Annotated in this window: 21 protein-coding genes; 17 read left to right on the top strand and 4 right to left on the bottom strand. The window is 57.7% G+C overall.

Annotated elements, in window-relative coordinates; translation table 11 throughout:
• Nucleotides 1-27: 27 nt before the first annotated feature.
• Both I2H81_RS07315 and I2H81_RS07310 read right to left on the bottom strand, forming a co-directional pair.
• Nucleotides 28-369: a hypothetical protein gene (locus I2H81_RS07315; RefSeq protein WP_195645076.1), complete on the bottom strand. Its 342-nt coding sequence runs from the start codon at nucleotides 367-369 to the stop codon at nucleotides 28-30.
• 551 nt (nucleotides 370-920) lie between these two features.
• Nucleotides 921-1376, bottom strand: coding sequence for a hypothetical protein (locus tag I2H81_RS07310; protein WP_195645075.1), 456 nt, complete (start codon nucleotides 1374-1376; stop codon nucleotides 921-923).
• A 404-nt stretch (nucleotides 1377-1780) separates the two neighbouring features.
• On the opposite strand from I2H81_RS07310, the gene I2H81_RS07305 reads away from it, so the two are divergent.
• From I2H81_RS07305 to I2H81_RS07245, 14 genes are all read left to right on the top strand, one after another.
• Entirely contained in the window at nucleotides 1781-3226 is a 1446-nt protein-coding gene (locus tag I2H81_RS07305; RefSeq protein WP_195645074.1) for a DUF6119 family protein, read from the top strand.
• A gap of 26 nt (nucleotides 3227-3252) precedes the next feature.
• Nucleotides 3253-3345 (top strand): hypothetical protein, encoded by a 93-nt coding sequence (locus I2H81_RS10620; protein WP_411266931.1) that lies wholly within the window; start codon nucleotides 3253-3255, stop codon nucleotides 3343-3345.
• 76 nt (nucleotides 3346-3421) lie between these two features.
• Nucleotides 3422-4306 (top strand): DUF4238 domain-containing protein, encoded by an 885-nt coding sequence (locus I2H81_RS07300; protein WP_195645073.1) that lies wholly within the window; start codon nucleotides 3422-3424, stop codon nucleotides 4304-4306.
• Nucleotides 4307-4532: 226 nt separating this feature from the next.
• Nucleotides 4533-5621, top strand: a complete 1089-nt coding sequence (locus tag I2H81_RS07295) for an AAA family ATPase (protein ID WP_195645072.1) — start codon at nucleotides 4533-4535, stop codon at nucleotides 5619-5621.
• Nucleotides 5614-6369: a hypothetical protein gene (locus I2H81_RS07290; protein WP_195645071.1), complete on the top strand. Its 756-nt coding sequence runs from the start codon at nucleotides 5614-5616 to the stop codon at nucleotides 6367-6369. The genes I2H81_RS07295 and I2H81_RS07290 overlap by 8 nt, the downstream gene beginning before the upstream one ends.
• A 326-nt stretch (nucleotides 6370-6695) precedes the next feature.
• A complete protein-coding gene (locus tag I2H81_RS07285) occupies nucleotides 6696-8834 on the top strand; it encodes a DUF4118 domain-containing protein (RefSeq protein ID WP_195645070.1) in 2139 nt (712 codons plus the stop codon).
• A complete protein-coding gene (locus I2H81_RS07280) occupies nucleotides 8831-9736 on the top strand; it encodes a hypothetical protein (RefSeq protein ID WP_195645069.1) in 906 nt (301 codons plus the stop codon). The genes I2H81_RS07285 and I2H81_RS07280 overlap by 4 nt, the downstream gene beginning before the upstream one ends.
• Nucleotides 9733-11613: a DUF2194 domain-containing protein gene (locus I2H81_RS07275; RefSeq protein WP_195645068.1), complete on the top strand. Its 1881-nt coding sequence runs from the start codon at nucleotides 9733-9735 to the stop codon at nucleotides 11611-11613. The genes I2H81_RS07280 and I2H81_RS07275 overlap by 4 nt, the downstream gene beginning before the upstream one ends.
• Complete coding sequence (gene pelF, locus I2H81_RS07270) at nucleotides 11610-13037, top strand: GT4 family glycosyltransferase PelF (RefSeq protein WP_195645067.1); 1428 nt, start codon at nucleotides 11610-11612, stop codon at nucleotides 13035-13037. Before I2H81_RS07275 ends, pelF begins: the two co-directional genes overlap by 4 nt.
• 3 nt (nucleotides 13038-13040) lie before the next feature.
• On the top strand, nucleotides 13041-14585 hold the full coding sequence (gene pelG, locus I2H81_RS07265; RefSeq protein WP_195645066.1) for an exopolysaccharide Pel transporter PelG: 1545 nt from the start codon (nucleotides 13041-13043) through the stop codon (nucleotides 14583-14585).
• Nucleotides 14575-16344, top strand: a complete 1770-nt coding sequence (locus tag I2H81_RS07260) for a CotH kinase family protein (RefSeq protein WP_195645065.1) — start codon at nucleotides 14575-14577, stop codon at nucleotides 16342-16344. Before pelG ends, I2H81_RS07260 begins: the two co-directional genes overlap by 11 nt.
• On the top strand, nucleotides 16331-17122 hold the full coding sequence (locus tag I2H81_RS07255; protein WP_195645064.1) for a polyphosphate polymerase domain-containing protein: 792 nt from the start codon (nucleotides 16331-16333) through the stop codon (nucleotides 17120-17122). Before I2H81_RS07260 ends, I2H81_RS07255 begins: the two co-directional genes overlap by 14 nt.
• Before the next feature lie 3 nt (nucleotides 17123-17125).
• A complete protein-coding gene (locus I2H81_RS07250) occupies nucleotides 17126-17791 on the top strand; it encodes a DUF4956 domain-containing protein (protein WP_128620598.1) in 666 nt (221 codons plus the stop codon).
• Nucleotides 17792-17823: 32 nt separating this feature from the next.
• Nucleotides 17824-18816 carry a PLP-dependent transferase gene (locus I2H81_RS07245; RefSeq protein WP_195645063.1) on the top strand — a complete coding sequence of 331 codons (993 nt, stop codon included), beginning with the start codon at nucleotides 17824-17826 and terminating at the stop codon, nucleotides 18814-18816.
• Between the two features lie 223 nt (nucleotides 18817-19039).
• On the opposite strand, the gene I2H81_RS07240 is transcribed toward I2H81_RS07245, so the two are convergent.
• Nucleotides 19040-19387 carry a winged helix-turn-helix domain-containing protein gene (locus tag I2H81_RS07240; RefSeq protein ID WP_195645062.1) on the bottom strand — a complete coding sequence of 116 codons (348 nt, stop codon included), beginning with the start codon at nucleotides 19385-19387 and terminating at the stop codon, nucleotides 19040-19042.
• A gap of 193 nt (nucleotides 19388-19580) precedes the next feature.
• Here I2H81_RS07240 and I2H81_RS07235 point away from each other — a divergent pair, with 193 nt between their 5' ends.
• Entirely contained in the window at nucleotides 19581-21092 is a 1512-nt protein-coding gene (locus I2H81_RS07235) for an IMP dehydrogenase (protein WP_089571691.1), read from the top strand.
• Between the two features lie 373 nt (nucleotides 21093-21465).
• The gene (gene leuS / locus I2H81_RS07230) at nucleotides 21466-24042 is read left to right on the top strand and encodes a leucine--tRNA ligase (RefSeq protein WP_195645061.1); all 2577 of its coding nucleotides are present in this window, start codon (nucleotides 21466-21468) and stop codon (nucleotides 24040-24042) included.
• Nucleotides 24043-24146: 104 nt separating this feature from the next.
• On the opposite strand, the gene I2H81_RS07225 is transcribed toward leuS, so the two are convergent.
• The gene (locus I2H81_RS07225) at nucleotides 24147-24719 is read right to left on the bottom strand and encodes a hypothetical protein (protein WP_195645060.1); all 573 of its coding nucleotides are present in this window, start codon (nucleotides 24717-24719) and stop codon (nucleotides 24147-24149) included.
• 369 nt (nucleotides 24720-25088) lie between these two features.
• Between I2H81_RS07225 and I2H81_RS07220 the strand changes: the two genes are divergently transcribed.
• Complete coding sequence (locus tag I2H81_RS07220; RefSeq protein WP_117629483.1) at nucleotides 25089-25583, top strand: ribosome maturation factor RimP; 495 nt, start codon at nucleotides 25089-25091, stop codon at nucleotides 25581-25583.
• The last annotated feature ends 1 nt before the right edge of the window (nucleotide 25584 follow it).

The raw sequence follows: 25584 nt of genomic DNA, 5'->3' as shown, positions 1-25584 counted from the left end.
GTGATCGTACTCCAGCTGGTCGAGCGTCTAGTCGTGGAGCCACAGCGCCATGTCGTATTCTGAGCCGTTTGTCTCTTGCCTGCACAGGGCCACGGCGTCGTTGACGATCTGCGTGACGCTCGGGCGGGCGGCGTCGTTTACGGTCACCTCCGCCGTGGTGCGCAGGTAGTAGATCCCCTTGTCGTTTTGGGGGTCGTTTCTGTCGTTGTCCATAAAGTAGAAGTAGATGCGGTACGTGCCCGATGCCGTGAAGTCAAAGGTAAAGTCGTGGCCCGCCGTGCCCAGGCTGTAGTAGCTGGACCATGCCGGGCGCGACGGGTCGCAGACGCTTTCCTGGCTGCCGCCGTCCCAATAGGTGGGCACGTCCATGCGCGCCTTGGCCTGGGACGAGCCGTTGGTCTGGGTTACGTGGAAGGTCGTCGCGGTGCCCGCGGGGGCGTCGTTCCACGAGACGGTGAAGGTGCGCCGTTTTGGGTTGCCGTGGCGGAGTGGGCGTAGGTGGTTTGTGACGTGGCGGAGATTGCGGTGGGCGTGGGGGTGGTTTGGGCGCTAAGGGATGGGGCGGGGGCTGTGGTTGCGGTGGGGGAGCCGGGGGCGCCGTCAGCGCTTTCCGTGTTGACGGCGCTGGTGCCGGTGGATGTTGCGGCGCCGTCCTCTGCGGAATCTGCTGCCGTATTTGTGTTGTTGCCGTCTTCGGCCTTGTCTGTGTCGCTGCTCGTGGCGTCGGCTTGCGCTTGCTGCTCGGCGGTTTCTTGAGGCTGAATCGCCTCCGCAATGGCTGCCATGGGCATCGTCGCGCCGACCATGGACGTGCACGCGATCGCGCAGAGCAGGTAGTAAAGGGATCGTTTCATAGCGGAGCCTCTCGGTGAGCGGCCAATAGGGTCCGAAGGCAGCTTCAGGCCAGCACTCCGCACATATTATGTTGGGTTTATTTTACGGGAACCCCAGTCAACATCAGCGAACTTTCTGGGGAAGGTTGGGGAGGGGGCGCCATAGAGGATGGAGCCGTGTGGGGAAATGCCGTCCCCAGAATCGTTATCCCAATTTAGCAGCCGCTCAAAGCGGTCGTACCGCACGATGCCGATCCAGTCGTCGGCGCACCTGAACTCATCGTTCATTCGCCTGGTAACTACGACGGCGTTGTCAACGATGTCGCCCTCTCGCACCGTGAACGTGCAGCAGGTCGGCAAGAGCCAGTTGGCGTAGATGCCCATCATGTATGCTAAAGACGCTTCTAGCGGATCGCCCTGCTCTCCGGGCAGACCGTGGCAGTAATCGGCTGCGTTCATATTGAGGCGCCCGTCCATCAGTCCGTTGATATACGCCTCTTTGGGTGCGAACTTCAGCAGGCTGGCGATGTCGCCGTTAGGCATGGTGAGTCTTCTCGTTAGTGGGCGTGTCCTGAGCCGCCGCGTGGGCCCAGGGCTTTGTTCCAAAATGAGAGAGGCTCCTTAAACCATCGTCCCAGATTGACGTGCACTTGGTACAGCTCAGAGTGGCGGTGCCCTTTGGTATGGGAGCCCGCGCCCACGACGGGTGTTGCTGGGCGGTGATTATTGGCTTTCTCCATCGCCAGCAAAGCGATCGGGTAAAAGGGCACGTTCGCGCTGCCTGGGGCTCTTTTGTGCCGTGAGAGTAATTTGTTCAGTTTTAATTGAATGCGGTGAAGCGCTTAATCAGGGTTTCTCCCTTCTGCATTCAGTGGAGACATTGCATTCGGTCGGCCTATTCACGGGTATAAGGTGGCTGTCTGGTTCGATCGTGACGGGTGATGTTTATGACTAAGCAAAAGATGTCGGTTTACCTCATTAAAGAGGGTTTTAATATTGGTGATGTCGTTGACTCCAATGACCCCTATATCCATAGGCACCTTCTAGAGGATGGTTCAGTGGTTTATACAAAGCCATCAGACCCTCATCCGCCAAAATGGATTGATTATTTTGACGGTCAACTGGAGTCCGATACTTTGCTATCTTCTTCTGCAAGCGCTCTCCATCTGGTCCAAGTCGCCGTGGCGGAGGACGCCGAGCGTCTATTTGCCATTTCTTTTGGCTATGGTTTTACTTTGCTGGATAAAGAGGCGGTCGAGGAACGCTTTGGGCTTAAAGTGGCGCTCAATCAGGCGATGGATGGTGGACTTCGCAAACTAAAACGAACTGCAGTTTCAGGCAATGCTCGAAAGACCGACGAGCAAATGCCCCTTCCGTCTTCAGTTGATGCTTTTGAAATCGACGTCGAGCGCGATTTGCTAGAGGGAGTGACTGTGAGCGGAGGCGATGGGCTGCTTGCAACTGGATCTATTACTGGATCGGATTCTCTCGCATTGAGCGTTGGCGAGTCGGTAGAATCGATCAGAGACTATCTTAAGTCTGTCTATGCTGTTTATGTGCTTGATTCTTATAAGGCTAAATACGATTGGGTCGACAGAATCGTTCCGGTGCGCAAGCGGTCACTCGAAGATGCGTTGAATTCTAAAGTCATCAGCCTCATTAATGCTCACGATCAGAATATATGGCTTGCAGTGCCGGAAATCCTTGAATGGGAGGCGGTTGCCGGCTTTCGTGTTGGATCAAAGGGTTCTTTGCTTGACGATGTTTGTCTCGACATGGTCTATCCGGAACCGGAAAAGTTGCCTCAGAGCTACGAAGACCTTTGCAAAACCCGTATTTCTGTTATTGGACAGGCAGAGGGCTCGGTGATAAATAAATGGCGCGCATCTGAGTGTCTATATGGCGAGGTCGAATATCAAGGGGCCAGTTACTGTGCAAATAATGGAAAATGGTATCGAATTGATGGTGACTACAAATCATCGATTGAATCTCGCTTCTCTAAGATTCCGCTTTACCCAACGGAATTCCCAGAATATTTTAAGGGTGAATATGAGGGCCCGTATAACCAACGTGTCGTGGAGATGAATTCCTCGACCGAGTTGTTGCTAGACAAGAAGACCATTTACTACGGCGGTCGAGGCAGCCAGGTCGAGCTTTGTGACATATTATGCAAAGACGGTACGTTCATTCACGTTAAGCATTATCAAGGGTCTTCGACTTTAAGCCATCTGTTCAATCAGGGCTTGGTCTCGGCTCGTTTGGTAAAGGCAGACCCTAGTTTTAGGGAGTGCGCACAGGTTGTTCTAGACAAGATCGAACCTAATTGTTTTAAATTGGAAAGGGATTCGGTCAAACAGGTTTTTTTGCGATTATCTCTAAAAATGATGCGGTAAGGCCTGAGATTCCATTCTTTAGCAAAGTGGCGCTAGATGCCGTGTGCTCTCAGCTGGCCGCGATGGACATCGATGTCGCATTGGCGAGAATCAAGGAGGTCCGAGCCGATTGCGGTTGATTCATTGCTGCTAGATCGGTCGCCGGCTGGGAACTCTTGCTCTTGATTGATTTGTTAATTGGAGAGGGGCGTACTCGTGCCTGGGGTTAAGAATCAGCACTATGTGCCGCGTTTTTATCTTAGATCGTTTACCGATGACTCGGGCTATCTCAGCGTTGTAAGGCGCGATGCTGGTGGGTTGAAACCCGTCTTTCGAACGAAGCCCGAAAACGTTTGTGCAGAAAACTACCTCTATGAGGTCAGGCGACGTGAATCCCAGGGCGATGACGGATTCATCGAGAAGGGCGTCATCGAAGATGCTCTTGGGAAAATCGAGAACAATCTTGCACCTTCCTACCGATCGTTGCTCAGTTTTCTTGATTCCGGAAAACTGCCAAAAGGTGAAGAGTGCGTCGCGTTGATTTCTCGACTGGCATTTTTGCTCGCATCGCTCATTGCGAGACATCCTAAATGGTTGAGCAAGGTGAGGGGTAACGCTGGCGCTCACTCCGTCGAATTGTTGTCGAGCGCTTTTTTCTCTGACAAAGACATTTCTCAAATGGATTTGGCGGGCTACAGGAATGAATTTGAAGCCATTGTCGAGCTTGCTTGTCTGGATACAGCGCTGTTCAGGTTCGATAAGGGCGCGCCAATGTACGATTTACTTGTCTTATTGCTCGACATGGATTGTCTGTTTTATATAGCGCCAGAAGGCTCTGAGTTTATAACCTCGTCACTTCCCGTGCATGCAGAGTGGAAGGACGAGAGTGATGAAAACCCTTGTGGCATCTATTTCCCGTTGAACCCTCGTCACGCCGTTGTTTTTAGACAAAGATTGGAAGAGGATCGTTGCGTCTCCATCACTCGCTTGGCGGCCGTTGAAGTCGATTCGTTTAATCGCACTCTAATGAACGGTGACGGTTTGTGGGAGTTTCTGATTGCAAGAGCTCGGTCTAAATTGGAGCGTCTTATTGAGGAATAATTTGACAGGGTTTAGGCCGAGTGATTATTTGCTCGCCTGAGTACTACTGAATATCGTGAATGGCACAGCCTCACGGTGCCTTTGCCATGTCGACCTAGGTCGCGTTATTCGTACCCCTACTACTGCACACTGGACAACCTGACTTCGACCATAAGGCCCTCGCCAAGTCACCTCCATGTTATACTTGCCGTAAAAAGTTTACGGCAAGTATAACATGGAGGTTTCGATGCTAACGCGTTTTGAGGTCGAGGGATTCCGAAACTTCTCCCATAAATTTACCTTTAATTTGACCGATGTCAGGGACTACAGATTCAATACGTCAGCCATCGATGAGGGCATCGTTTCTTGTGGTCTCATCTACGGTAAAAACGCTGTCGGCAAAACAAATTTCTCCAATGCTCTTCTCGATATTTCAGCAAATGTGGGGCGTCGGATCTTCTATTCCAATAAAACTAATTACCTCAGCGCAGTTGATGGGGTCACGTCGGCGTGCTTTGCCTACACGTTTCGCTTTGGGAATGACGAAGTTGCTTATCGTTACGAAAAGACTGGGATAACAGACTATCTTCGTGAGACAGTGGCTGTTAACGGCAAGATTGCATTTGATTACGACCACCGTGCAGGTAAAGTGCTCGATGGCGATTTGGCTTCTATTGGTGCCGATCGATTGAACTGGGAGTTCAAATCTCCCGGCATTTCTGTTTTGGCGTATGTGTGCAATAACATTCCTTTTGAGAGGGCAATGCCTCTTTTTAAGCTTTATACGTTTGCGCGGTCAATGGATGCCATTGGCGACGCACATATGAACGACCGTAACCTTGTCTCTACCATCGCCGAAAACGTTATTTCGAATGGCTTGGTTTCTGAGCTTCAGGCTTTTTTGAATGACTTTGGAATTCGAGAACGCCTTACTGCGCGTGAAACGCCATCGGGTGATATCGCTTTGTACTTTGAAAAAAGTCGACTTATTCCGTTTGTAGAAAACTGTTCAAGCGGCACTGTTGCGCTGCTGCGACTGTTTAATTATTTTCATGCTACAAGTGTGCCGTCCTTGCTTTTTGTCGACGAGTTCGATGCGTTCTATCATCACGATCTCGCCGAGAAGGTCGTTGACTATTTTAAGTCCCAGACTGGACGCCAGGTGCTTTGCGCATCGCATAATACAGATTTGTTCAGCAATAAAATCCTTAGGCCAGACTGCTTATTCATTCTTTCGGATCACAATATTATTTCAGCTGCCAATGCAACAGATAGGGAACTAAGGGAAGGGCACAACCTCGAAAAGCTCTATAAGGCTGGCGAATTCGATGTCTAGGAAGCAAGTTCTGCTTATCGTTGAGGGTATAAAGCAAGAGATTAAACTCTTCCAGGCTCTCTTTAGGTGCTATGGCCTCGACATTGGCTATGAGATCGTTTCCTATAACACAAATATCTACGAGCTTTATGAAAGGATGTTTTCGGACGGCTTTCAGGACGACTTATCGCTTCTCGGCGTCCTTAAGGAACGTGCGTCCGAAGAGGATAAGTGGTTATTTGACCAGGATTATTCTGATGTTTTGCTGGTCTTTGACTATGAGCCCCAAGATAATAGGTTCTCACCTGCACGGTTAGAGGAAATGCAACGTTACTTTAACGAGAGCACAGACAATGGCAAGCTCTACGTTAACTATCCAATGGTCGAGGCATGTAAGCACTTTCTGAAAATGCCCGACGTAGAATATCTAAACAGAACTGTTTCCCGTAAAGATGTTTTGAAATACAAGTCAATCGTTGGCAATGCTTCTAGATACCAGAGTTTTGAGCGGCATTTTATTAGGCCTGACGTTGATGAAATGATTGTGCTTACCGCCATCAAGGCGCTTCGGTTGTGCGGCTATAACGGCGAGGCCGGTTATGAGTCTGAGTATAGAGACCTTGACCATGAGACGATCGTGAAGGCGCAAAACGATACTTTGCGTTTGGCTGATGAGGTATGGGTTCTTGGTACCTGTCTGCTATTTATTTTAGATTACTCAACGGGACTTATTGATTTCGCGGGAATCGAGTCGAAGCTACTTGGCTAGACTTCTGGACGCTGCTAGTTCTGATTAATGTTGTCGATGCGGGGCTGTCATTTCGGAAGTGCGGTGAAAAAATCGGAAACCTCCGAGCACAAACTGATTTTCGGCAACAAAACCGCAGGTCTCGGATGTCTAAAACAGGGGTCTGGTCGACAGGTCTCGGTTTTTCACCCCACTTCCGAATTGGTCGCTCATTTAGCACTCTCGATGTCCCCACATCCTCTAAAAAAGTTCTTAAAACAGCCTTAAAGGCGCTCTAGCTCGCGTTGACAGCGTAAAATACGCATGTTTGACTATGACAGAAGTGGATTTTAGAGGAAGGGTGCGCTATGGAGGTGCTGGTTGTTGGCAACACCGCATATGTTGACGATGACTTTTGCGCCAAGGCGTTCCCCGGGGACCACGTTAAGGTCGTCGCTGCCGCGGAAGCGCGCCGCGACGAGTCGTCGCCCCATGCCTCGTGGAAAGAGCTCCTCCAGCACCTGGATCAGGCCTACGAGTTCGACCGCGTGGTCTACATGTCTAATTTCCTTACCCCGCATACCGATACCGTGGGCGATATCGAGCTGCTGCGCTCGGTCTTTCGTACGTGCGCGGGTCGCCGGGTCCAACTACTGTATGTAGCGGGGCCCGCGGGTGCCGAGGGTGCCGCCGATGCCGCGGGGCGAACGGGCAAGGGCATTATCGCGCACGCAGCCAACGACCTGTGCCGCTACTACGCTGCTCGCGAGGGCGTTCAGACCAAGATCCTGCGCGTGCCGTTCCTGTATACCGCGTCTGCCGCGCTGGAGGACCCGTTTTTGGTGCCGATGTTCGACGCATGCTCAACCGGATCGGCCGCTTTGCAGGGCGCGCAGGATGCGGCGTTTCCGCTGCTGTGTGCCGAGGAACTTTCGGTGCTGGTACGCCGTATCTTCGACAGCTGGGATGGCAACTTTGAGACGCTCGATGTAGCCGATACCTTCCATCACACGGTGGGTGAGGTGGGCGAGGCCCTTCAGGCGCTGTTCCCAGGGCTCTCAGTTGCCTATGGCGAATCTGCCGGCTACGCCCTGCACGCCAGCGACGTCGCTCGCGTGCGCTATGGCTGGTTTCAGCGCTACGACTTGCTGCGCGACCTCTCGACCATTCAGGCTCGCTGGGATGCTGGTCGCGCAAAGAAGGTCAACCCCTTGCGCGCGGCCATCGACCGCATTCAAATGCGCACGCTGCCTGTCAAATGCCTGGAGACGGCAGCCGCCTGGGTGCTCTTTGAAGTGCTGGAGCGCTTGTTCTCCCAATCGACCCAGCTCAACGTGCTCGATTATCGCCTGCTCTACGTGGTGCTCATCGGCACGCTGTATGGCTTGGACTTTGGCCTGGTTGCGGCGCTGCTGGCGTCGGTGGGTTTGGCCGCGAGCTACTTTACTCAGTACGGCTATACCTTCCAGGGCCTTTTCTACGAGCCGTCCAACTGGCTGCCGTTTATTGCGTACTTTGTTGTGGGTGCCGTGTGCGGCTATGTGCAGCTGCGCAACAGCGAAGCCATTAGGGCGGAGCGCGATCAAAACAAGCTCGTGCGCAACCGCAATACGTTTCTTACGCAGCTCTACCACGACGCGATCGAGGACAAGCGTGCGTACAGGCGCCAGATCGTGGGTCGCCACGACAGCTTTGGCAAGATCTTTGCCGTGACGCAGGAGCTTGACGTGTTCAACCCACGCGACATCTATCGCAAGTGCTGCGAGCTTCTGGGCGAGATCCTCGAGAACGATTCGGTGGCGATCTACCATGTTTCGGGCGGAGCATTTGCACGCCTGGTGGCAGCAAGTCCCGCGATTGCCGAAGATGCCGCACGCTCGCTCACGCTTGAGCAGCTTGCACCTCTTTTGGGCGACGGGGGTCGTTCGAATCTGTGGGTGAACCGCGAGCTGACGCCGGGGCTTCCCATGTTTGGATACACGATCGAGCGCGACGGGGCACCCGCCGTGTTGATCTTTGTACGTCGCGCGGCCGAAAACCAAATGACCCTCTATTATCAAAACTTGTTCCGCATCTTGTGCGGCCTGGTCGAAAGCGCGCTGGGCCGTGCCTTTGACTACGAGGCGGTGGCACAGGATAAACGCTGCTTTGACGGCACTTGCGTGCTCAAGCAGGCTGCCTTTGGCCAAGAGCTCGCGGCCGAGCAGGCGCTGGCAGATGGCAAGATGGGCAGCTTTTTGCTCCTGCGCGTGGTACCGGGCATGGAGCCTGTCGGCGAGCTGGTGGGCGCAATTGGGTCGGCAATCCGCGAGAGCGATGCGGCGGGCTTGGTCGACGGCGACGTGCTTTACTTGCTTATGCGCCAGGCAAAGGCGTGCAATCTGCCCATTATCCGCGAGCGCCTGAGCGCAAAGCAGATTGCGGTGGAGCCCGTCGACGGCGAGGACATCGTGGCGCTGCTGCAACACATTGCTGACACCGGTGACGGTGAGGGGGATGCCGCTTGATCTCGCTTGTCGTTGCTGCCGTCTTGCTGTTGATTCATTCGCTGGTTTGCCTGGTGCTGTGGACGCTTATGAAGTTGGGCCTGCTGTCGGTGCGCGGGCACATGCTGGCTGTGATAGTGCTGGTGCCGCTGTGGGGCCCGTTGCTGGTGGTTCTGCTATCGGTCCGCGGCGCGGTGTTTGGCGAGGGGCTGAAAGAGTCTGCGCTGGAGTCGCTGCGCTTCAACGACGACCTGCATCGCAGCATCCTAGTGCACGAACGTGATGCCGATGCAGGCGTAGTGCCGCTCGAGGAGGCGCTCATCGTCAACGACCCGGCAGAACGGCGCCGACTAATGCTCTCCATGCTCACCGAGGAGCCCGACGCGTACCTGGCGCAGCTGCAGGCGGCTAAGCTTAACGACGACGTTGAGGTGGCTCACTATGCCGCGACGGCGGTGGCGCAGATCTCCAAGGAGTCCGACCTTAAACTGCAGCAGCTGGAGCGTGCCTTTAAGACGGACCCGAGCGCGCAAAGCCTCAACGAATACTGCGATTTTCTTGGTGAATACTTGGGCTCGGGCTTGGCTGAGGGGCGCGTGGCTCAGATTCAGCGCCAACAGTACGCGCGCTTGCTTGCGCGTCGCTGCGAGCGCGAGGACACCCTTGAGCTTCGCATTCGATACGCGACGGCGCTGGCCGATGTCGGACAGATCGACGAGGCGCAGGCCGTGACCGACCAGCTGGTGCTCGACGTGCCCGAGGAGCAGGAGGTTTGGATGCTTTGCCTGCGCCTGGCGGTGATGCGCCGCGACGGTGACGAGGTCCACCGTGTGATCGATGCGATTGGCAAACAGCATGTATACTTGAGCGCCGCCAACCGTGAGGAACTGGCGTTTTGGCGCAACGGAGAGGAGGCCCGATGAGCGTGGTGCAGCATATCCGCGACCGTGCGGGCCATTTTCGTTGGATGGGACTTCTCGTGGTGTGGGCGGTCTTTATTGCCATGGCGGCCGTGCTGCTGGTGGAGCGCGCCGGCGTGCAGTACAGCGCTGGACAGCACAAGCTGGGCATGCTCGCCGCCAACGATGCGGTGCCGGCCTCCTCGGCAATATTTGGCCAAAAGCCCACGTGCCTGGTCATTACCGATTCCGATCAAGCTGGCGTCGAGGACGTAAAGGAGCAGTTCGACCAGATTCTGCTCGACATGAAGATCGCGCACCGCGACGTGGACCTTGCCCTGGACGGCGCGGATGCCATTCCCTCGTTGACCTCCTACGATCGCGTGATTTTGCTCATGCCGACGCTCGATGGGCTCGGTACGCACCTGAGCGACATTATGAGTTGGGTGAGTGCCGGCGGTTCGCTTATGCTCGCCATGCCTCCGGATAACTCGGGCTATCTGCAAGTGATTGCTCCCAAGCTTGGCATTGAATCTGCCGGATATGACTATGTAAAAGCCGAAAGCATTGTGCCGAGCGAGGACTTTATGCTGGGCGGGGGAGAGCGCTACGAGCTCTCGGACCCCTTTGATTCGTCGCTTTCGGTTTCGCTGCGCGAGACGGCTCGTGTGTGGGCTAAGACCGGCGATGCGGGCGCCCCGCTCATTTGGTCGAATGACTGCGGTAGCGGTCGCACCGTGGTGTGCAATATCGGTATCTATGACAAGGTCATGCGCGGTTTTTACGCCGCGGCGATCAGCCTGCTGGGCGATGCCACGGCCTACCCCGTCATCAACAGCGCCGTCTTCTATCTGGACGACTTTCCCAGCCCCGTGCCCTCGGGCGACGGCACCTACATCAAGCGCGACTACGGGCTTTCCATCGCCGACTTTTATGCCAAGGTCTGGTGGCCCGATCTGCAAAAGCTCGCGCAAAAATATGGCGTTCGCTTTACTGGCGTGATGATCGAAAATTACGAGGACGCGGTCAACCAGACCGAGCCCGCGCGCCAGGCCGATACCACGCAGTTCCGCTACTTTGGCGGCATGCTGCTGCAGATGGGCGGAGAGCTGGGCTTTCACGGCTACAACCATCAGCCGCTGGCGCTCTGGGACACCGACTATGGCACGCTGTACGGCTACAAGACGTGGAAGAACAAGGAGACGCTTGTCGCATCGCTCAACGAGCTTATCGCTTTCCAGGACGAGGTGCTGCCCAACGCGCACGGCTCGGTCTATGTGCCACCGTCGAATATCCTTTCGGCACGTGCACGCAAGCTTATCGGCACCGACGTTCCGCGCATTAAGACTATTGCCAGTACGTATTTTGAGGACGGCACCGATCTGCCGTACGTACAGGAGTTTGGCGTGGCGAGCGACGGCATTGTGGAGCAGCCGCGTATCGTCTCGGGCGGCATGGTCGACGATTCCTACATGCGCCTGGCTGCCGTGTCCGAACTCAATATGCACTACGTGAGCACGCACTTTATGCATCCGGACGACCTGCTCGATCCCGATCGCGGCGCCAGGGAGGGCTGGGAGGTCTACAAGGGCGGCCTGACTGACTACCTGGACTGGCTTACCAAGTCTGCGCCCGACCTGCGGCGCCAGACCGGTTCGGAATGCTCGGGCGCCATCCAGCGCTTTTCGTCCGTGACGGTGAGCGTGGACACAGGCGCGGATGCCTGGACGATCAGCCTGGGCAATTTCCACGACGAGGCGTGGCTCATGTTCCGCGCCAACAACGGCGAGCCTGGTGCAGTCACGGGTGGCGAGATTACGCATCTGACGGGCGACCTGTACCTGGTCAAAGCCACGGACAAGACGGTGACCATTGCACGCAAGGAGGGTGGCGACAAATGAGAATCTGCTTGGTACTCGAGGGTTGCTACCCCTATGTGCACGGCGGCGTGTCTACTTGGATGCACGGCTACATCCAGGCCATGCCCGAGCACGAGTTTGTGCTGTGGGTGATTGGCGCGCATGCTGCCGACCGCGGCAAGTTTGTCTACGAGCTACCCAAAAACGTGGTCGAGGTACACGAGGTGTTTCTGGACGACGCCCTGCGGCTTTCGGGCGAGCAAGAAGAGGCCGACTTTAACGCCCGCGAGCGCGAGGCGCTGCGCCGCCTGGTGTCGCTCTCCAATCCGGACTGGGACGTGTTGTTCGATATCTTCCAGCGCCGTCGCGTGCATCCGCTCTCGTTTTTGCAGAGCCGCACGTTTATGGATATCTTTCGCGACGTGTGCCTGGCCGAGTACCCATACACGCCCTTTGCCGATGCATTCCACACCATGCGCTCGATGCTGCTGCCCGTGCTCTACCTTCTGGGCAGCGAGGTGCCGGTGGCTGATGTGTATCACGCCATCTCGACCGGCTACGGCGGCCTGCTCGCCTGCCTGGGCTCAAGCGTTCACCATGCGCCGGTGCTGCTCACCGAGCACGGCATCTATACCCGCGAACGCGAGGAAGAGATCATTCGCGCTGACTGGGTGGTGCCGTCGTTTAAGGACCGCTGGATCCGCTTTTTCTACCTGCTTTCGGAGGAGATCTACCGCCGCGCCTTCCGCGTGACGAGCTTGTTCCATAACGCTCGCATGACGCAGATCGATATGGGCTGCGATGCGGACAAATGCATGGTTATTCCCAACGGCATCCAGTTTGACCGCTTTAAGGACATTCCCTTAAAGCCCGATGACGGCTGGGTGGACATTGGCGCGGTGGTGCGCCTGGCGCCCATCAAGGACGTCAAGACCATGATCTATGCCTTCTTTGAGCTGCACGAGCGCCTGCCCAAGGTGCGTCTGCACATCATGGGTGGCGTGGACGATGAAGAGTACGGCGCCGAGTGCCATGCGCTCGTCGACACCCTGGGCGTGCGCAACCTGATCTTTACCGGCCGCGTCAACGTGGTCGAGTACATGGAAAAGCTCGACTTTACCATTTTGACGAGCATCTCCGAGGGCCAGCCGCTCAGCGTGCTGGAGTCGCTTGCAGCGCGCCGTCCCTGCGTGACGACCGAGGTGGGCTGCTGCCGCGAGCTGCTCGAAGGTGCCCCGGGCGATGACTTTGGCGTGGCGGGTTTTGTGACGCCGCCCATGTATCGCAAGGGCTTGGCCGATGCCATGGAGCGCATGTGCACAAGCCGCGCCCGCCGCATTGAGATGGGGGAGCGCGGCCAGCGTCGCGTCGCCACGTACTTTTTGCACGAGCAGATGCTCGCCAACTATCGCGCACTGTACGACGAGACGGCGCGTGCGTTTGACCTGCCCAGAGAGGGGGAGTAGCCGGTGGCCGGAATCGGTTTTGAGCTCAAACGCCTGTTTAGGCGCAAGGGTCTGTTTGCCACGATGCGCGCCTATGGCTACGCCGGCATTGTGTGCACGGGCCCCATGCTGCTTGGCGTGCTGCTCCAGGTGGGTATCTTGGTGCTGTGCGGTCTGTGGGGTGTGGGCCGCGCCAACCAGGATCTGCTGGTGTGCATGGTGACCTATACGCTGCTGGCATCGCTCACGCTCACAAGCTTTTTCTCCATGCCGGTCACGCGCTTTTTGGCCGACATGCTCTTTGCCGAGCGCGAGGATGAGATCCTGCCTTCGTTTTGGGGATCTAATGCCATCATGCTCGTTGCGGGCACGGTGCTCTACGGCGTCTTTTTGCTGTTCTCGGGCGCCACGCTGCTGCAGGGGCTGCTGTGCCTGTGGCTCTTCAACATCATGATCGTCAACTGGAACGGCATGAGCTATCTCACGGCCATCAAAGATTATCGCGGTATCCTGTGCAGCTTTGCGGCCGCCATTGGCGTGGCGTGCCTGTGCGCCCTGGCAGCGCTGACGTTGGGACTGCCGCCGGTCGAGGGCCTGTTGGCGTCAATCGCCCTAGGCTACGGCGTCATGCTTGCCTGGGATGTGGTACTGCTGTACCGGTATTTTCCACAGAGTGATCGGAGTCCCTGGCGTTTTTTGCGCTGGCTCGACCAATTTATGCCGCTTGCGCTTACGGGGCTGTTTACCAACTTGGGGCTTTTCGTACACCTGGTTATTATCTGGGCGGGCCCTATTGGCGTGCAGATCAAAGGCCTGTTTTACGGGGCTCCTTACCATGACGTTCCGGCACTCATTGCGTTTTTGACCACACTCGTCACGACCGTCAACTTTGTGGTGTCGGTCGAGGTCAATTTCTATCCGCGCTACCGTGACTACTACAGCCTGTTCAACGACGGCGGCGTGGTGGGCGATATTGTGGTGGCCGAGGAGGAGATGCTCTCCACGCTCAACAGCGAACTGCGCTTTTGCGCGCTCAAGCAGCTGTTTGTGACCGCGGCGGTCATCTCGCTCGAGACTACAGTGCTCTCGGCCCTGCCGCTGGGCTTTAACAATCTTATGCACGGGTATTTTCGCACGTTATGCGTAGGCTACGGCCTGTATGCCGTGGGCAACACGATCCTGCTTATCTTGCTGTACTTTACCGACTACAAGGGAGCCGTTCTGGCCTCGGGCCTGTTTGCCGGTGTGGCAGGGCTGGCGACCGCCGTGTCGTTGCTTTTGCCGCAGCAGTTTTACGGCTTTGGCTTTTTGTTGGGTGCGGTGGTGTTTTTTATCGTGGCGCTGCTGCGGCTCGATACCTATACCGCCAACTTACCGTATCGTATCCTGAGTCAGCAGCCCATTGTGGCGACCGACAAAACGGGTCGTTTTACACAGCTGGGCCGCTTGCTCGACCGTGCCGAGCAACGCTATGAGGAGTGCCGCCGCAAGGGCGTGCCGCACAGCGCGTTTGAGCGCGCAGTAGTTCACGTGTACCGTAACCATTGGGGAGGTTCTGATGATCGATAAGTTGATGTCTCGCCGCTGTCTGATCGAGGCGGCTGCCGGCGCGCTGCTGCTTTCGGGCTGCTCATCTCAGGACGAATCCTCGACAAATAAGGTAAAAAAGCAGGACAAGATTAAAAAGGCCGAGGCCTCCGACCAGTCCAAGCATTTGCGCGATAAAGATGAGCTGTACGAGGTCTACGACGACTCGGACATTGTGACCATGTACCTGACGGTCTCGCGCGGCAACAGCTCCGAGAACACGGACCATAGCTGGGCCGAGATCAACACGTACTCGGTGTATGACTATGCCGACATGGGCGTGACGCGCTATCAGGTTATGGGCCTGCTGCAGGCGGGCGACGAAGACGGCCCGGTGGCCGGCGAGGTTGGCTATGGCGAGGAAGCGCCCAATGCCACCGTGCAGGTGCGCGGCCAGACATCGAGCTCCTACACGCAAAAGAATTACAAGGTGGAGCTCAAAAAGGGCAAGGGTACCTGGCGCCAACAGCGCGCGATTGCGCTCAACAAGCACATGGGCGAGGGTATGCGTTTTCGCAACAAGATGGCCTACGACCTTATCCGTGGGATTCCCCAGATGATGGGCCTGCGCACGCAGTTCGTGCATCTGTGGGTGTGTGACCAGACCGAAAAGTCCAACGATACCTTTGAGGACTACGGCCTGTTTACGCAGGTGGAGCAGCTCAACAAGACGGCGCTTAAGGCACATGGCCTGGATAAGAGCGGGCGCCTGTACAAGGTGAACAGCTTTGATTTCCATCGCTACGAGGACACCATTAAGCTTGCCGACGATCCCGACTACAACCAGGCGAGCTTTGAGGGCATGCTCGAGATTAAGGGCGATTCGGACCACACCAAGCTCATCGAGATGCTCGATTCGCTCAACGACGAATCGCAAAAGATCGATGACGTGCTCGACACCTACTTTGATACCGAGAACCTGGTCTATTGGCTGGGGTTTCAGATTCTGACGGGCAACTGCGATACGCAGAACCGTAACTGCTATCTGTATAGCCCGCTCAACTCCAATACGTGGTACATCCTCGATTGGGACAACGACGGTATGCTGCGCAAGCTGGAGCTTTCTCTTGCCGGGTTCTCGGACTATGCGAGCTGGGAGCGCGGCGTAAGCAACTACTGGGGCAACGTGCTATTCAATCGTGCGCTGCGCAGTAAATCGTTCCGCAGTGAGCTCGACCGCGCCGTAAAGGACCTGCGCTCGTATATGACCGAGGCACGCCTGGCCAAGATGATTAAACATTATCGTGAGGTTACCGAATCGCTGGTCTTTGCTTTGCCCGATATCGACAACCTGCCTGTCACCAAGGACGAATACGAGCAGATTGCCGCGGCGATTCCCTCCGAGATCGAGGAGAACTATAAGAGCTTTCGCGAGAGCTATAAAAAGCCCATGCCGTTCTACATTGGCGTGCCGCAGATCGATAACGGTAAGCTGCGCATTAACTGGGATGCGTCCTACGACTTTGAGGCGCGCGACATTCGCTATACCGTGGAGCTGGCGCGCGACTATGCCATCAAGGACGTGTTTTTTAAGGCCGAGGACGTGCTACTGCCCGAGGTGACCTGCGATGCGCCCGAAACCGGCCAGTATTTTGTGCGCGTGCGCGCCACCAACTCAGACGGCTATATACAAGATGCGTTTGACTACTATGTGACCGACGACGGCAAGCACTACGGCATGAAGTGTTTTTACGTGCAAGACGGCGGTAAGGTCGTGGAGGACACGTATGAGGAGGGCTAGCGCGCTGCTTGAGCGCTTAGCGGCTCCGCCTGTGCGCGCCACGCAGGAGCGCTATCGCCACGAGCTCAAATATCTCATTAACGAGGGCGAGCACGCCGCGCTTGCCTGCCGCATGGCGCCGGTGTTTAAGCTGGACAAGCATGCGCGGGCGGGTGGCTACACCATTCGCAGCCTGTACTTTGACGACTACTGCAACTCGGCCTACGAGGAAAAAGACGCCGGTATTCTCATGCGCAAAAAGTATCGCGTGCGCATTTATAACGGCAGCGACAAGGTGATTAAGCTCGAGCGCAAGAAGAAGTACGGCAGCTGGATCTACAAGGAGGACGCGTCGCTCACGCGTGGCGAGTTTGAGCAGATTCTGGCTGGCGACTACGACTTTTTGCTGAGGAGCCCCTATCCGGTCTGTCGCGAGTTCTACATCGAGTGCATCTGTAATATGATGCGCCCGCGGACCATCGTGGACTACGAGCGCGAGCCGTGGGTGATGGACGAGGGCACCGTGCGCATTACCTTTGATAGCGACGTGCGTGCGGCGGTGGGGAGCTTTGACATCTTTGACGCGACGTTGCCCGCGTTGTCCGTGTTGGAGCCCGGCAAGCTGGTGATGGAGGTCAAGTTTACCGAGTTTTGCCCGCAGCTGGTGCGCGATATGGTGCCGCCAGGTGCGGCCGAGCTTACGGCGGTCTCCAAGTACTGCCTGTGTTACGAAAAGACCGCCTACCTGCGCGGATTTAATTACTGGGAATCGGATTTTGAGAACCGAGGGGATATTTAGACCATGAGCACCAGGGACTTTTTTAAGAACTCCGTCTTGGAGGCGTTTGGTCAGGTCGACCCTGCCAAGATCGGCCTGTCGCTGCTCGTGGCGCTCGCCATGGGCATCCTGATCTATTACGTGTACAAGCGCTTTTTTACCGGCGTGGTGTATTCGCGCAGTTTTGCCGTAACGCTCGTGGGCATGTGCGTGCTCACCTGCATGGTCACGCTCGCGATCTCGACAAACGTGGTCATCTCGCTTGGTATGGTCGGTGCTCTGTCTATCGTCCGCTACCGTACGGCGGTCAAGGACCCGCTCGACCTGCTGTATCTGTTTTGGTCCATTACCACGGGCATTACAGCGGGAGCCGGTATGTATGCGCTCGTGGGGCTCACGGCGGTGGTGATCGTGGTGATGATTGCCGGCTTTGCGAGCCACCAGGACAAGGCGCGCGTGTACATGATGGTCATCCACTACACGGGGCAGACCACCGGCGATGATATCGTGCGTGCATTTGGGCGCACCAAGTTTTCCGTCAAGTCCAAGACGATGCGCGGTGACAAGGTCGAGATGGCCGTCGAGGTGTTCTCGGACGGTGTGGATATGCCCTACGCCGATGCGATTCGCGCGCTCGACGGCGTTGAGGACCTGACGCTCATCCAGTACAACGGCGAATACCACGGTTAGTTTGGTTCAATTTTTTTAAGGGGTGGTGTCGCGTGGACGTGCAACAGCTAGAAGAGGCCTGGGCTATAAGGGCTGGTGCGCGTGAGGCGCGTCTTGTTGCGGCCTCGCATGTGCCGGCGGCACTGTCGCTGCTGGGGATCGTGCGGCCCGGCGATCGCCTGGTGGCCTTTGCGGACGACTTTGCCGATGCGTTTGCTCGCGGCTTTGATGCCTGCGACGTTGTGCTCGTGGGGGAGCCGTCGGTTGCGGCGTTTGCTGCTGCATCCGAGGGCTTTGATGTTTCGTTTGAGGTCGAGGGGCCTCACCTGTGGTGGTTCGTCAACTCTATTGGCGGGTTTGGTCTGCGTGTGCCCGATCTGCGTACGCTGGGTCGGGCGGCGCGTGAGGCCCATGCGCTGCTGGTTGTGGACAACACCGTGGCATGCGTCTTTGGCTGCGATCCGTTGCGGCTGGGCGCTGCGCTGTCGCTCGAGGCGCTCGATCGCGTATGCGCCGGTAAGGCTCCGCGCAAGCTGGTTGCCGCTTCGTTGGCGCGCTCGCAGCTCAAGCGCCATCGCGTGGATGCCGCGGCTGAATGCGCGCACGCGTTGTTTGCGGGCTGCGGTGCGTCGGCGCTCGACCTTTCTACCGAGGAGGCCGACGTGCTGGAGTGTGGGCTTTCCTCGCTCGACGCTCGCATGCAGGCGCACTTTGACCGCGCACGTGCACTGGCCGAGTATTTGGCTGCCAATGAGGTGGTGCGCAACGTGTGCTATCCCGGACTGAGCTCGCATCCCGACCATGCGGTTGCAACGGGAATCCTCGAGCACGGCTTTGGCCCCGCAGTTGAGTTTGACCTTATCGAGCGTAGCGCGGGTGATCTCTTCGATGCTTTGCCGGGGGAGTTTCGCACATCGCCCGCCGGCGGCGCAACGACGCGCCTTTCGGCTCCACGCGGCAAGCAGGGGAGCACCGTCCGCCTCTTCGCCGGTACCGACGATCCCCTGCAGGTGGCTGCCACTCTCGATAACGCCCTTCGCAAGTAGCTAATCGGGGTCTGTGTCACGAAAACGGCCTATTTACTACGTTTAAGCAATAGGGTTCGACCACACTCGCCTATTTTGAAAATTACCAAGCTGTTTACCAGCGGTTTTATTTTCATAATGTCCGGTATGGTCGTGGGTATTCAACTAAACGTAGTAGATGGGCCCGTTTTGTGACGCGAGTCTCAACCCGAGGGCGCTGTGGGCTAAAAACCGCCTAAAAGGACTACCCTGCATTGATGCTGGCGATGAGGACGTCGGCTTTGGCGGCTATGGCCTGGTTGATGTCGGCCTGCAGCTCCTCGTAGACCGCTATGGCGCGCTCGCCGGCGGGGGTGAGCGATGATCCGCGGGCTCCGTCGCGCTCGATGAGCTTGCAGCCCAGCTGGCCTTCGGCCTCGTTCACGATGCGCCAGGCCTTGGAATACGCCATGCCCATGCTCTTGGCGGCACGGTTGAGCGAATGCTCTCGGGCAATACCTTGCAGCAGCAAGACACAGCCGTGGCCAAACACGCCCGGCAGGTCTTTGTCGCACGCTTGAATGACCAACTTTGCCGTCGTCTTGTACTCCATGTGCTCCACGTCTCTCCGCTAAAGTGTTTGCTGGGCAAACGCAAAGCCTGCGTCAAACCCTCGTGTGCTCTTCTTAAATCATGCATTGTAGCAGTCAAAGTGCGTTAAGATACTTGCCCAGTATTGGGCGCCCAAGGTTGGGCTGGGTCCTACGAGGCCTGCAGCCGACCGGTCGCATGGAAAAAGGAGAAACATGGCTACGTTCTTTCCCGGTGAGTCCCACACGTTTTCGGAGTATCTGCTGGTCCCTGGCTACTCGTCCTCGCAGTGCATCCCCAACAACGTCTCTCTTAAGACGCCGCTAACCCGCTTTAAGCGCGGTGAGAAGCCGGCAATCACCCTGAACATCCCCATGGTTTCCGCCATCATGCAGTCCGTCTCGGGCGTCGACATGGGTGTCGCGCTCGCTACCGAGGGTGGCCTGTCCTTCATCTACGGTTCTCAGACCCCCGAGTCCGAGGCCGCCATGGTCAAGGCCGTCAAGGATCACAAGGCCGGCTTTGTTCAGTCCGATTCCACGCTGACCCCCGACATGACCATGGAACAGGTCATCGAGCTCAAGGAGAAGACCGGTCACTCCACCATGCCGGTCACCGACGATGGCACCCCCAAGGGCAAGCTCCTGGGCATCGTCACCAGCCGTGACTATCGCCCCAGCCGCGATGATCACCAGAAGAAGGTCTCCGAGTTCATGACCCCGCGTGAGCAGCTTATCGTGGGCGACAAGAACATCAGCCTCAAGGTTGCCAACGACGTCATCTGGGACAACAAGCTCAACGCTCTGCCCATCGTTGACGACAACGATCACCTCATGGGCATCGTCTTCCGCAAGGACTACGACAGCCACAAGACCAACCCAAACGAGCTGCTCGATAACGACAAGCGCTATATGGTCGGCGCCGGTATCAATACCCGCGACTATGCCGAGCGCGTGCCGCTGCTCATCGAGGCTGGCGCCGATGTCCTGTGTATCGACTCTTCCGAGGGCTTCAGCGAGTGGCAGAAGCGCACCATCGAGTGGATCCGCGCCAACTACGGCGAGGACGTCAAGGTCGGTGCCGGTAACGTTGTCGACGCCGAGGGCTTCCGCTTCTTGGCCGACTGCGGTGCCGACTTCATCAAGGTCGGTATCGGCGGCGGTTCCATCTGCATCACTCGCGAGACCAAGGGTATCGGTCGTGGCCAGGCCACCGCGCTGATCGACGTCTGCCGCGCCCGTGACGAGTACTACGAGGAGACCGGCGTCTACGTGCCCGTGTGCTCCGACGGCGGTATCGTATACGACTACCACATGACGCTCGCCCTTGCTATGGGTGCCGACTTTATGATGCTGGGCCGTTATTTCGCCCGCTTCGATGAGAGCCCGACCGAGCGCGTCAACGTCAACGGCCAGTACATGAAGGAGTACTGGGGCGAGGGTTCTGCGCGTGCCCGCAACTGGCAGCGCTACGACCTGGGCGGCGCCGCGAAGCTCAGCTTCGTCGAGGGCGTCGACTCCTACGTTCCCTACGCCGGCTCCCTCAAGGACGGCGTGGGCGGCACGCTCTACAAGGTCAAGTCCACGATGTGCAACTGCGGTGCCCTCTCGATCCCCGAGCTCCAGGAAAAGGCACGCCTGACTCTGGTCAGCTCGACATCGATCGTCGAAGGCGGAGCCCACGACGTAGTCGTCAAGGATTCCCAGCAGAGCGTCAGCTACCGCTAAGCGGTTTTCCCAAGCACCGCACCTTGCCGTTCAAACCGTCGCTCGCGTACCAAAGTACGCGTCGCTCCTCTTTCACGGCAATCTGCGGCACTTGGAAAAGCCGACCATGCTTGGGCGGGTAACAATTAGTGGTTGATTCACAACCACGTTATTTAGATAAAGCGAGATGCCTGCAAGTCGCAGGCATCTCGCTTGTCGTATTTGCTATCATCATGCGAGTTAACGATGTGGCGGGGCGTTCTTACCTTTGCTCACTGCAAGTTCCGCACGAGCCGAAGAGCACTTAATGTGCTCTTCGTGCGAGCAGGACTGTCCGCAGCAGCGAGTAAAGGTAAGAACGCCCCGCCCCAACCCAGCTAACAAAGGAGCTGATATGTGCGATTGCACAGATCATAAGGACGAGATCCCTGCCTACGACGCACAGGCCATTGAGTCCAAGTGGATGAAGGCCTGGGCGGACTCCAACCTCTTTGCCGTCGACACCGACGCCAGCAAGCCCAAGAAGTACGTGCTCGAGATGTTCCCGTATCCGTCGGGCGACCTGCACATGGGTCACGCGCGCAACTACACCATCGGCGATGCCATGGCCCGTCAGGCCCGTATGCGCGGCTACGACGTGCTTCACCCCATCGGCTTCGATGCCTTTGGCCTGCCGGCCGAGAATGCCGCCATCAAGCACAACACGCAGGCTGCCGCCTGGACGTATAAGAACATGGACCAGGCGCTCGCCACGATGAAGCGCATGGGCTTCTCCTACGATCTGGATCGCATGGTCAAGACCTGTAGCCCCGATTATTACCGTTGGGGTCAGTGGATCTTTGAGAAGTTGTGGGAAAAGGGCCTGGTCTACCGCAAGAAGAACCCGGTCAACTGGTGCCCCACCTGCAAGACCGTTCTGGCCAACGAGCAGGTCACCGAGGGCAAGTGCTGGCGCTGCGGCACCGAGCCCGAGAAGCGCGACCTGGAGCAGTGGTACTTCAAGATTACCGAGTACTCTCAGGAGCTGCTCGATGACCTGGAGAAGCTCCCCGGCTGGCCCGAGCGCGTCAAGCAGATGCAGGCCAACTGGATCGGTCGTTCCGAGGGCGCCGAGGTCGACTTTACCCTGTGCGACAAGGATGGCGAGCCCATCGAGGGCGACGAGGGTAAGATCACCGTCTTCACCACGCGAGCCGACACGCTCTTCGGTGTCTCCTTCTTTGTCCTGGCTCCCGAGTACGCTCGTCTGCACGAGCTCGTCGAGGGCACGGAGTACGAGGAGGCCGTGACCAAGATTGTCGAGGACTCCAAGCATATCTCCGCCGTCGAGCGTGCTCAGGGCACCCTCGAGAAGCACGGTGCCTTTACCGGCCGCTACGTGGTGAACCCGGTCAACGGCGAGAAGGTCCCCGTGTGGGTTGCCGACTACGTTGTTGCCGACTACGGCACCGGCGCCGTCATGGCCGTTCCCTGCGGCGACCAGCGCGACTTTGAGTTCGCCCGCAAGTACGACCTGCCGATCGTGCCGATCATCCTGGACGATGACGACCGCGCAGCCGTCGAGGCTAACGGCGAGACCATCGATACCTTCCATGCCGAGACCGTCGACTGGGATTGCGCCCACGCTGCCGAGGGCACGCTCGTCCAGTCCGGCAAGTACACCGGTATGCGCGGCGGCAAGCACTCCGAGGGCGAGGCTGCAATCGTGGCCGACCTCGAGGCCATGGGCTGCGGTCGTCGTAAGGTCGAGTTCCGTCTGCGCGACTGGCTCATTTCCCGCCAGCGTTATTGGGGCAACCCCATCCCGGCCATCCACTGCGAGCACTGCGGCATCGTGCCCGTGCCCGAGGACCAGCTGCCGGTCACGCTGCCCGAGAATCTTGACCTGGGCGCCGGCGAGACCCTCGCCGAGTGCAAGGAGTTCTACGAGACCACCTGCCCGGTCTGTGGTCGCCCGGCCAAGCGCGAGACCGATACCATGGACACCTTCACCTGCTCCAGCTGGTATTACCTGCGCTATACCGACCCGCACAACACCGAGCTGCCCTTCTCCCGCGAGGCCGCCGACCGTTGGATGCCCGTCGATAACTACATCGGCGGCATCGAGCATGCCATTCTGCACCTGCTCTACAGCCGCTTCTTTACCAAGGCGCTGCGCGACCTGGGTCTGTTGAGCGTGGACGAGCCCTTCACCAACCTGCTGTGCCAGGGCATGGTCAAGGACGAGAATGGCGACACCATGTCCAAGTCCAAGGGCAACGTCGTGCCCCCGAGCTCGGTCATCGAGCCCTACGGCGCCGACACCATGCGTCTGGCGATCCTGTTTATCGCCCCGCCCGAGAAGGACTTCGACTGGGATCCCAAGGCCGTTGAGGGCGCCAACCGCTTCATCAAGCGCGCCTGGCGTATCGTGTGGCAGCTCGTCCAGTCCGGCGACGCCAACGTGGCCTTCGACAAGTCCGCGCTCGACGAGGTTGCGATGAAGCTCTATCGCGAGCGTCACCGCACCATCGCCAAGTGCACCGAGGACTTCGATCGCGGCCAGTTCAACACCGCCATCTCGGCCGTCATGGAACTCGTCAATGCCGCGAGTGCCTACCTCAATGCTACTGAGGGCGCTTCCCGTGACAAGGCGATGTGCTACGGCGTGGCTAAGGATATCGTGAGCGTCCTTGCCCCCATCTGCCCGTTCTGGGCCGACGAGCTGTGGCACGAGGCGCTCGGCTGCGAGGGCAACGCCTACACCGCCGCCTGGCCCGAGTTCGACCTGGCCGAGTCCGTTGAGGACACGGTGCAGATCGTGGTCCAGGTGCTCGGTAAGGTCCGCGGCCGCGTCGAGGTGGCCCGCAATGCCTCCAATGAGGATATGCAGGCTGCCGCCGAGGCCGCCGTCGCCAAGTGGCTCGAGGGCAAGACGGTCGTCAAGGCCATCTGCGTGCCCGGCAAGCTGGTCAACCTGGTGGTCAAGTAAGCACTGCGCGCTTAACTGACGCATAAAAGACGAGGGGCGATCCGGTTGGGTCGTCCCTCTTTTTGTGTTGTATGACCTGCTTAGTCAGTGCGTCGCACCGTCTTCTACGGGATGTGTACCAGGTCCCTAAAGTAAACGTTGCCCGTTTGCTCCTCGAACATCCAGATGTTGAGGTAGATGTCGTTGAGGTCGTTGTTCACATCAAAGTCCGGGTCGTCGAAGGTGCCCACAAAGGTGAGCATGGCGCGCGTTTCCTCGCCTGCTGCGACCTGCTGGCGCATGCGCACATCGCGGACCATGCCGTTGACGTAGGCATAGGAGTCCACATCGCCAAACATCATGTCGACACCGGTGTTGTTGGTCACCGTAAAGATGAGCGCAGCGTCGCCGTAGCCGTCGGTGTCCTTGCCCACGCAGGTAACATGGACGTTCTCGTCTGCTTCAAGGTCGATGGGGAACTGTTCTTGGGGGTCGGGGTCCAAACCTTGGGGATCGATGATGTCCTCGTCTATTTTGTCGAAGCTCTCCGATGGCGTCGTTTTCTCGATGGCTTTGGTACTGCCAGGGTTCGGTTCGCATGTTCCGGTTTTGCCATTCGCGTTGCCGCAGCCCAAGAGGGCCAACGAGCACGCTGCGATGGCGAGTGCAGTCATGCAGGGGGTGCCTAGACGTTTCATGGGTGCCTCCTTGCCGTAGAGGATTTGGAAAGGTTCGTCGTTGCGCGACTTGCTGGCCGGCTTGTTACAGAATGTCCCTTAGCGTAAGTCTGATCGATAGGGGCTCGGGGAGGAATGCCCTTGGGGTCCGAACTGGCCTTTGGATTGGGACGCATGGCCCGTTTTGGGGCTGTTGAGGGTGCGCCGCATGGGGTTCCTCGGCCAATTGTCCTATTCTTGTGGAGAAGCTGTGCGCACGCTGACCTGCAGATTCGTACGGTGCTTGCACGTTTCCGCAGCTATTGGTATAGTTTGCTTGCAAATGAAGTTGTAATTGAAAGAAGTGGGGTTTCGGCCCCGCTTCTTTTTTGTATGGATGGAGGTGCCGCAATGGTCAAGACCAAGACCGAGCAGGCGATCATTGACGCGCTCGAGGCCGTCGCCCCCCAGCACGATGTCGACATCGTCGACGTCGAGCTCGTGGGCGCCACCAAGGCCCCCTGCGTGCGCGTGCGTATCGAGGGTGCCGAGGGTCAGAGCCTGTCTCTCAACGACGTCACGGCCAACACCAAGTGGGTCGGCGATGTGATTGAGGAACTCGATCCTATCTCTTCGAGCTATACGCTTGAGGTGTCGAGCCCGGGCATGGCGCGCCCGCTGCGCCGCCCGTGCGACTTTGCCCGTTTTGTTGGCGAGAACTGTGAGCTCACCTCCACCGCTACCGAGGGCCGTCGCAAGTACGCCGGCAAGATTGCCGCTGCGACCGAGACCGACGTGACCCTCGAGCTCGAGGACGGCGAGTCCGTCACCCTCGATTTCTCTGATGTTAAAAAGTGCAAGTTGAAGCCCACCTACGACTTCAAGCCCGCGAAGGAAGGAAAGTAAG

The organism is Collinsella aerofaciens, from assembly GCF_015561195.1.
Lineage (GTDB): Bacteria > Actinomycetota > Coriobacteriia > Coriobacteriales > Coriobacteriaceae > Collinsella > Collinsella aerofaciens_AC.
Note: the sequence above shows the minus strand (reverse complement) of the source record. Positions and strands in the feature narration are given on the sequence as shown.

Coding starts and splice junctions, on each gene's coding strand:
- pelF (WP_195645067.1), top strand. CDS start 11,610: ATGAGAATCTGCTTGGTACTCGAGGGTTGCTACCCCTATGTGCACGGC.
- I2H81_RS07290 (WP_195645071.1), top strand. CDS start 5,614: ATGTCTAGGAAGCAAGTTCTGCTTATCGTTGAGGGTATAAAGCAAGAG.
- leuS (WP_195645061.1), top strand. CDS start 21,466: ATGTGCGATTGCACAGATCATAAGGACGAGATCCCTGCCTACGACGCA.
- I2H81_RS07250 (WP_128620598.1), top strand. CDS start 17,126: ATGAGCACCAGGGACTTTTTTAAGAACTCCGTCTTGGAGGCGTTTGGT.
- I2H81_RS07255 (WP_195645064.1), top strand. CDS start 16,331: ATGAGGAGGGCTAGCGCGCTGCTTGAGCGCTTAGCGGCTCCGCCTGTG.
- I2H81_RS07275 (WP_195645068.1), top strand. CDS start 9,733: ATGAGCGTGGTGCAGCATATCCGCGACCGTGCGGGCCATTTTCGTTGG.
- I2H81_RS07310 (WP_195645075.1), bottom strand. CDS start 1,376: ATGCCTAACGGCGACATCGCCAGCCTGCTGAAGTTCGCACCCAAAGAG.
- I2H81_RS07285 (WP_195645070.1), top strand. CDS start 6,696: ATGGAGGTGCTGGTTGTTGGCAACACCGCATATGTTGACGATGACTTT.
- I2H81_RS07305 (WP_195645074.1), top strand. CDS start 1,781: ATGACTAAGCAAAAGATGTCGGTTTACCTCATTAAAGAGGGTTTTAAT.
- I2H81_RS07260 (WP_195645065.1), top strand. CDS start 14,575: ATGATCGATAAGTTGATGTCTCGCCGCTGTCTGATCGAGGCGGCTGCC.
- I2H81_RS07315 (WP_195645076.1), bottom strand. CDS start 369: ATGGACGTGCCCACCTATTGGGACGGCGGCAGCCAGGAAAGCGTCTGC.
- I2H81_RS07235 (WP_089571691.1), top strand. CDS start 19,581: ATGGCTACGTTCTTTCCCGGTGAGTCCCACACGTTTTCGGAGTATCTG.
- I2H81_RS07240 (WP_195645062.1), bottom strand. CDS start 19,387: ATGGAGTACAAGACGACGGCAAAGTTGGTCATTCAAGCGTGCGACAAA.
- I2H81_RS07225 (WP_195645060.1), bottom strand. CDS start 24,719: ATGAAACGTCTAGGCACCCCCTGCATGACTGCACTCGCCATCGCAGCG.
- I2H81_RS07295 (WP_195645072.1), top strand. CDS start 4,533: ATGCTAACGCGTTTTGAGGTCGAGGGATTCCGAAACTTCTCCCATAAA.
- I2H81_RS07220 (WP_117629483.1), top strand. CDS start 25,089: ATGGTCAAGACCAAGACCGAGCAGGCGATCATTGACGCGCTCGAGGCC.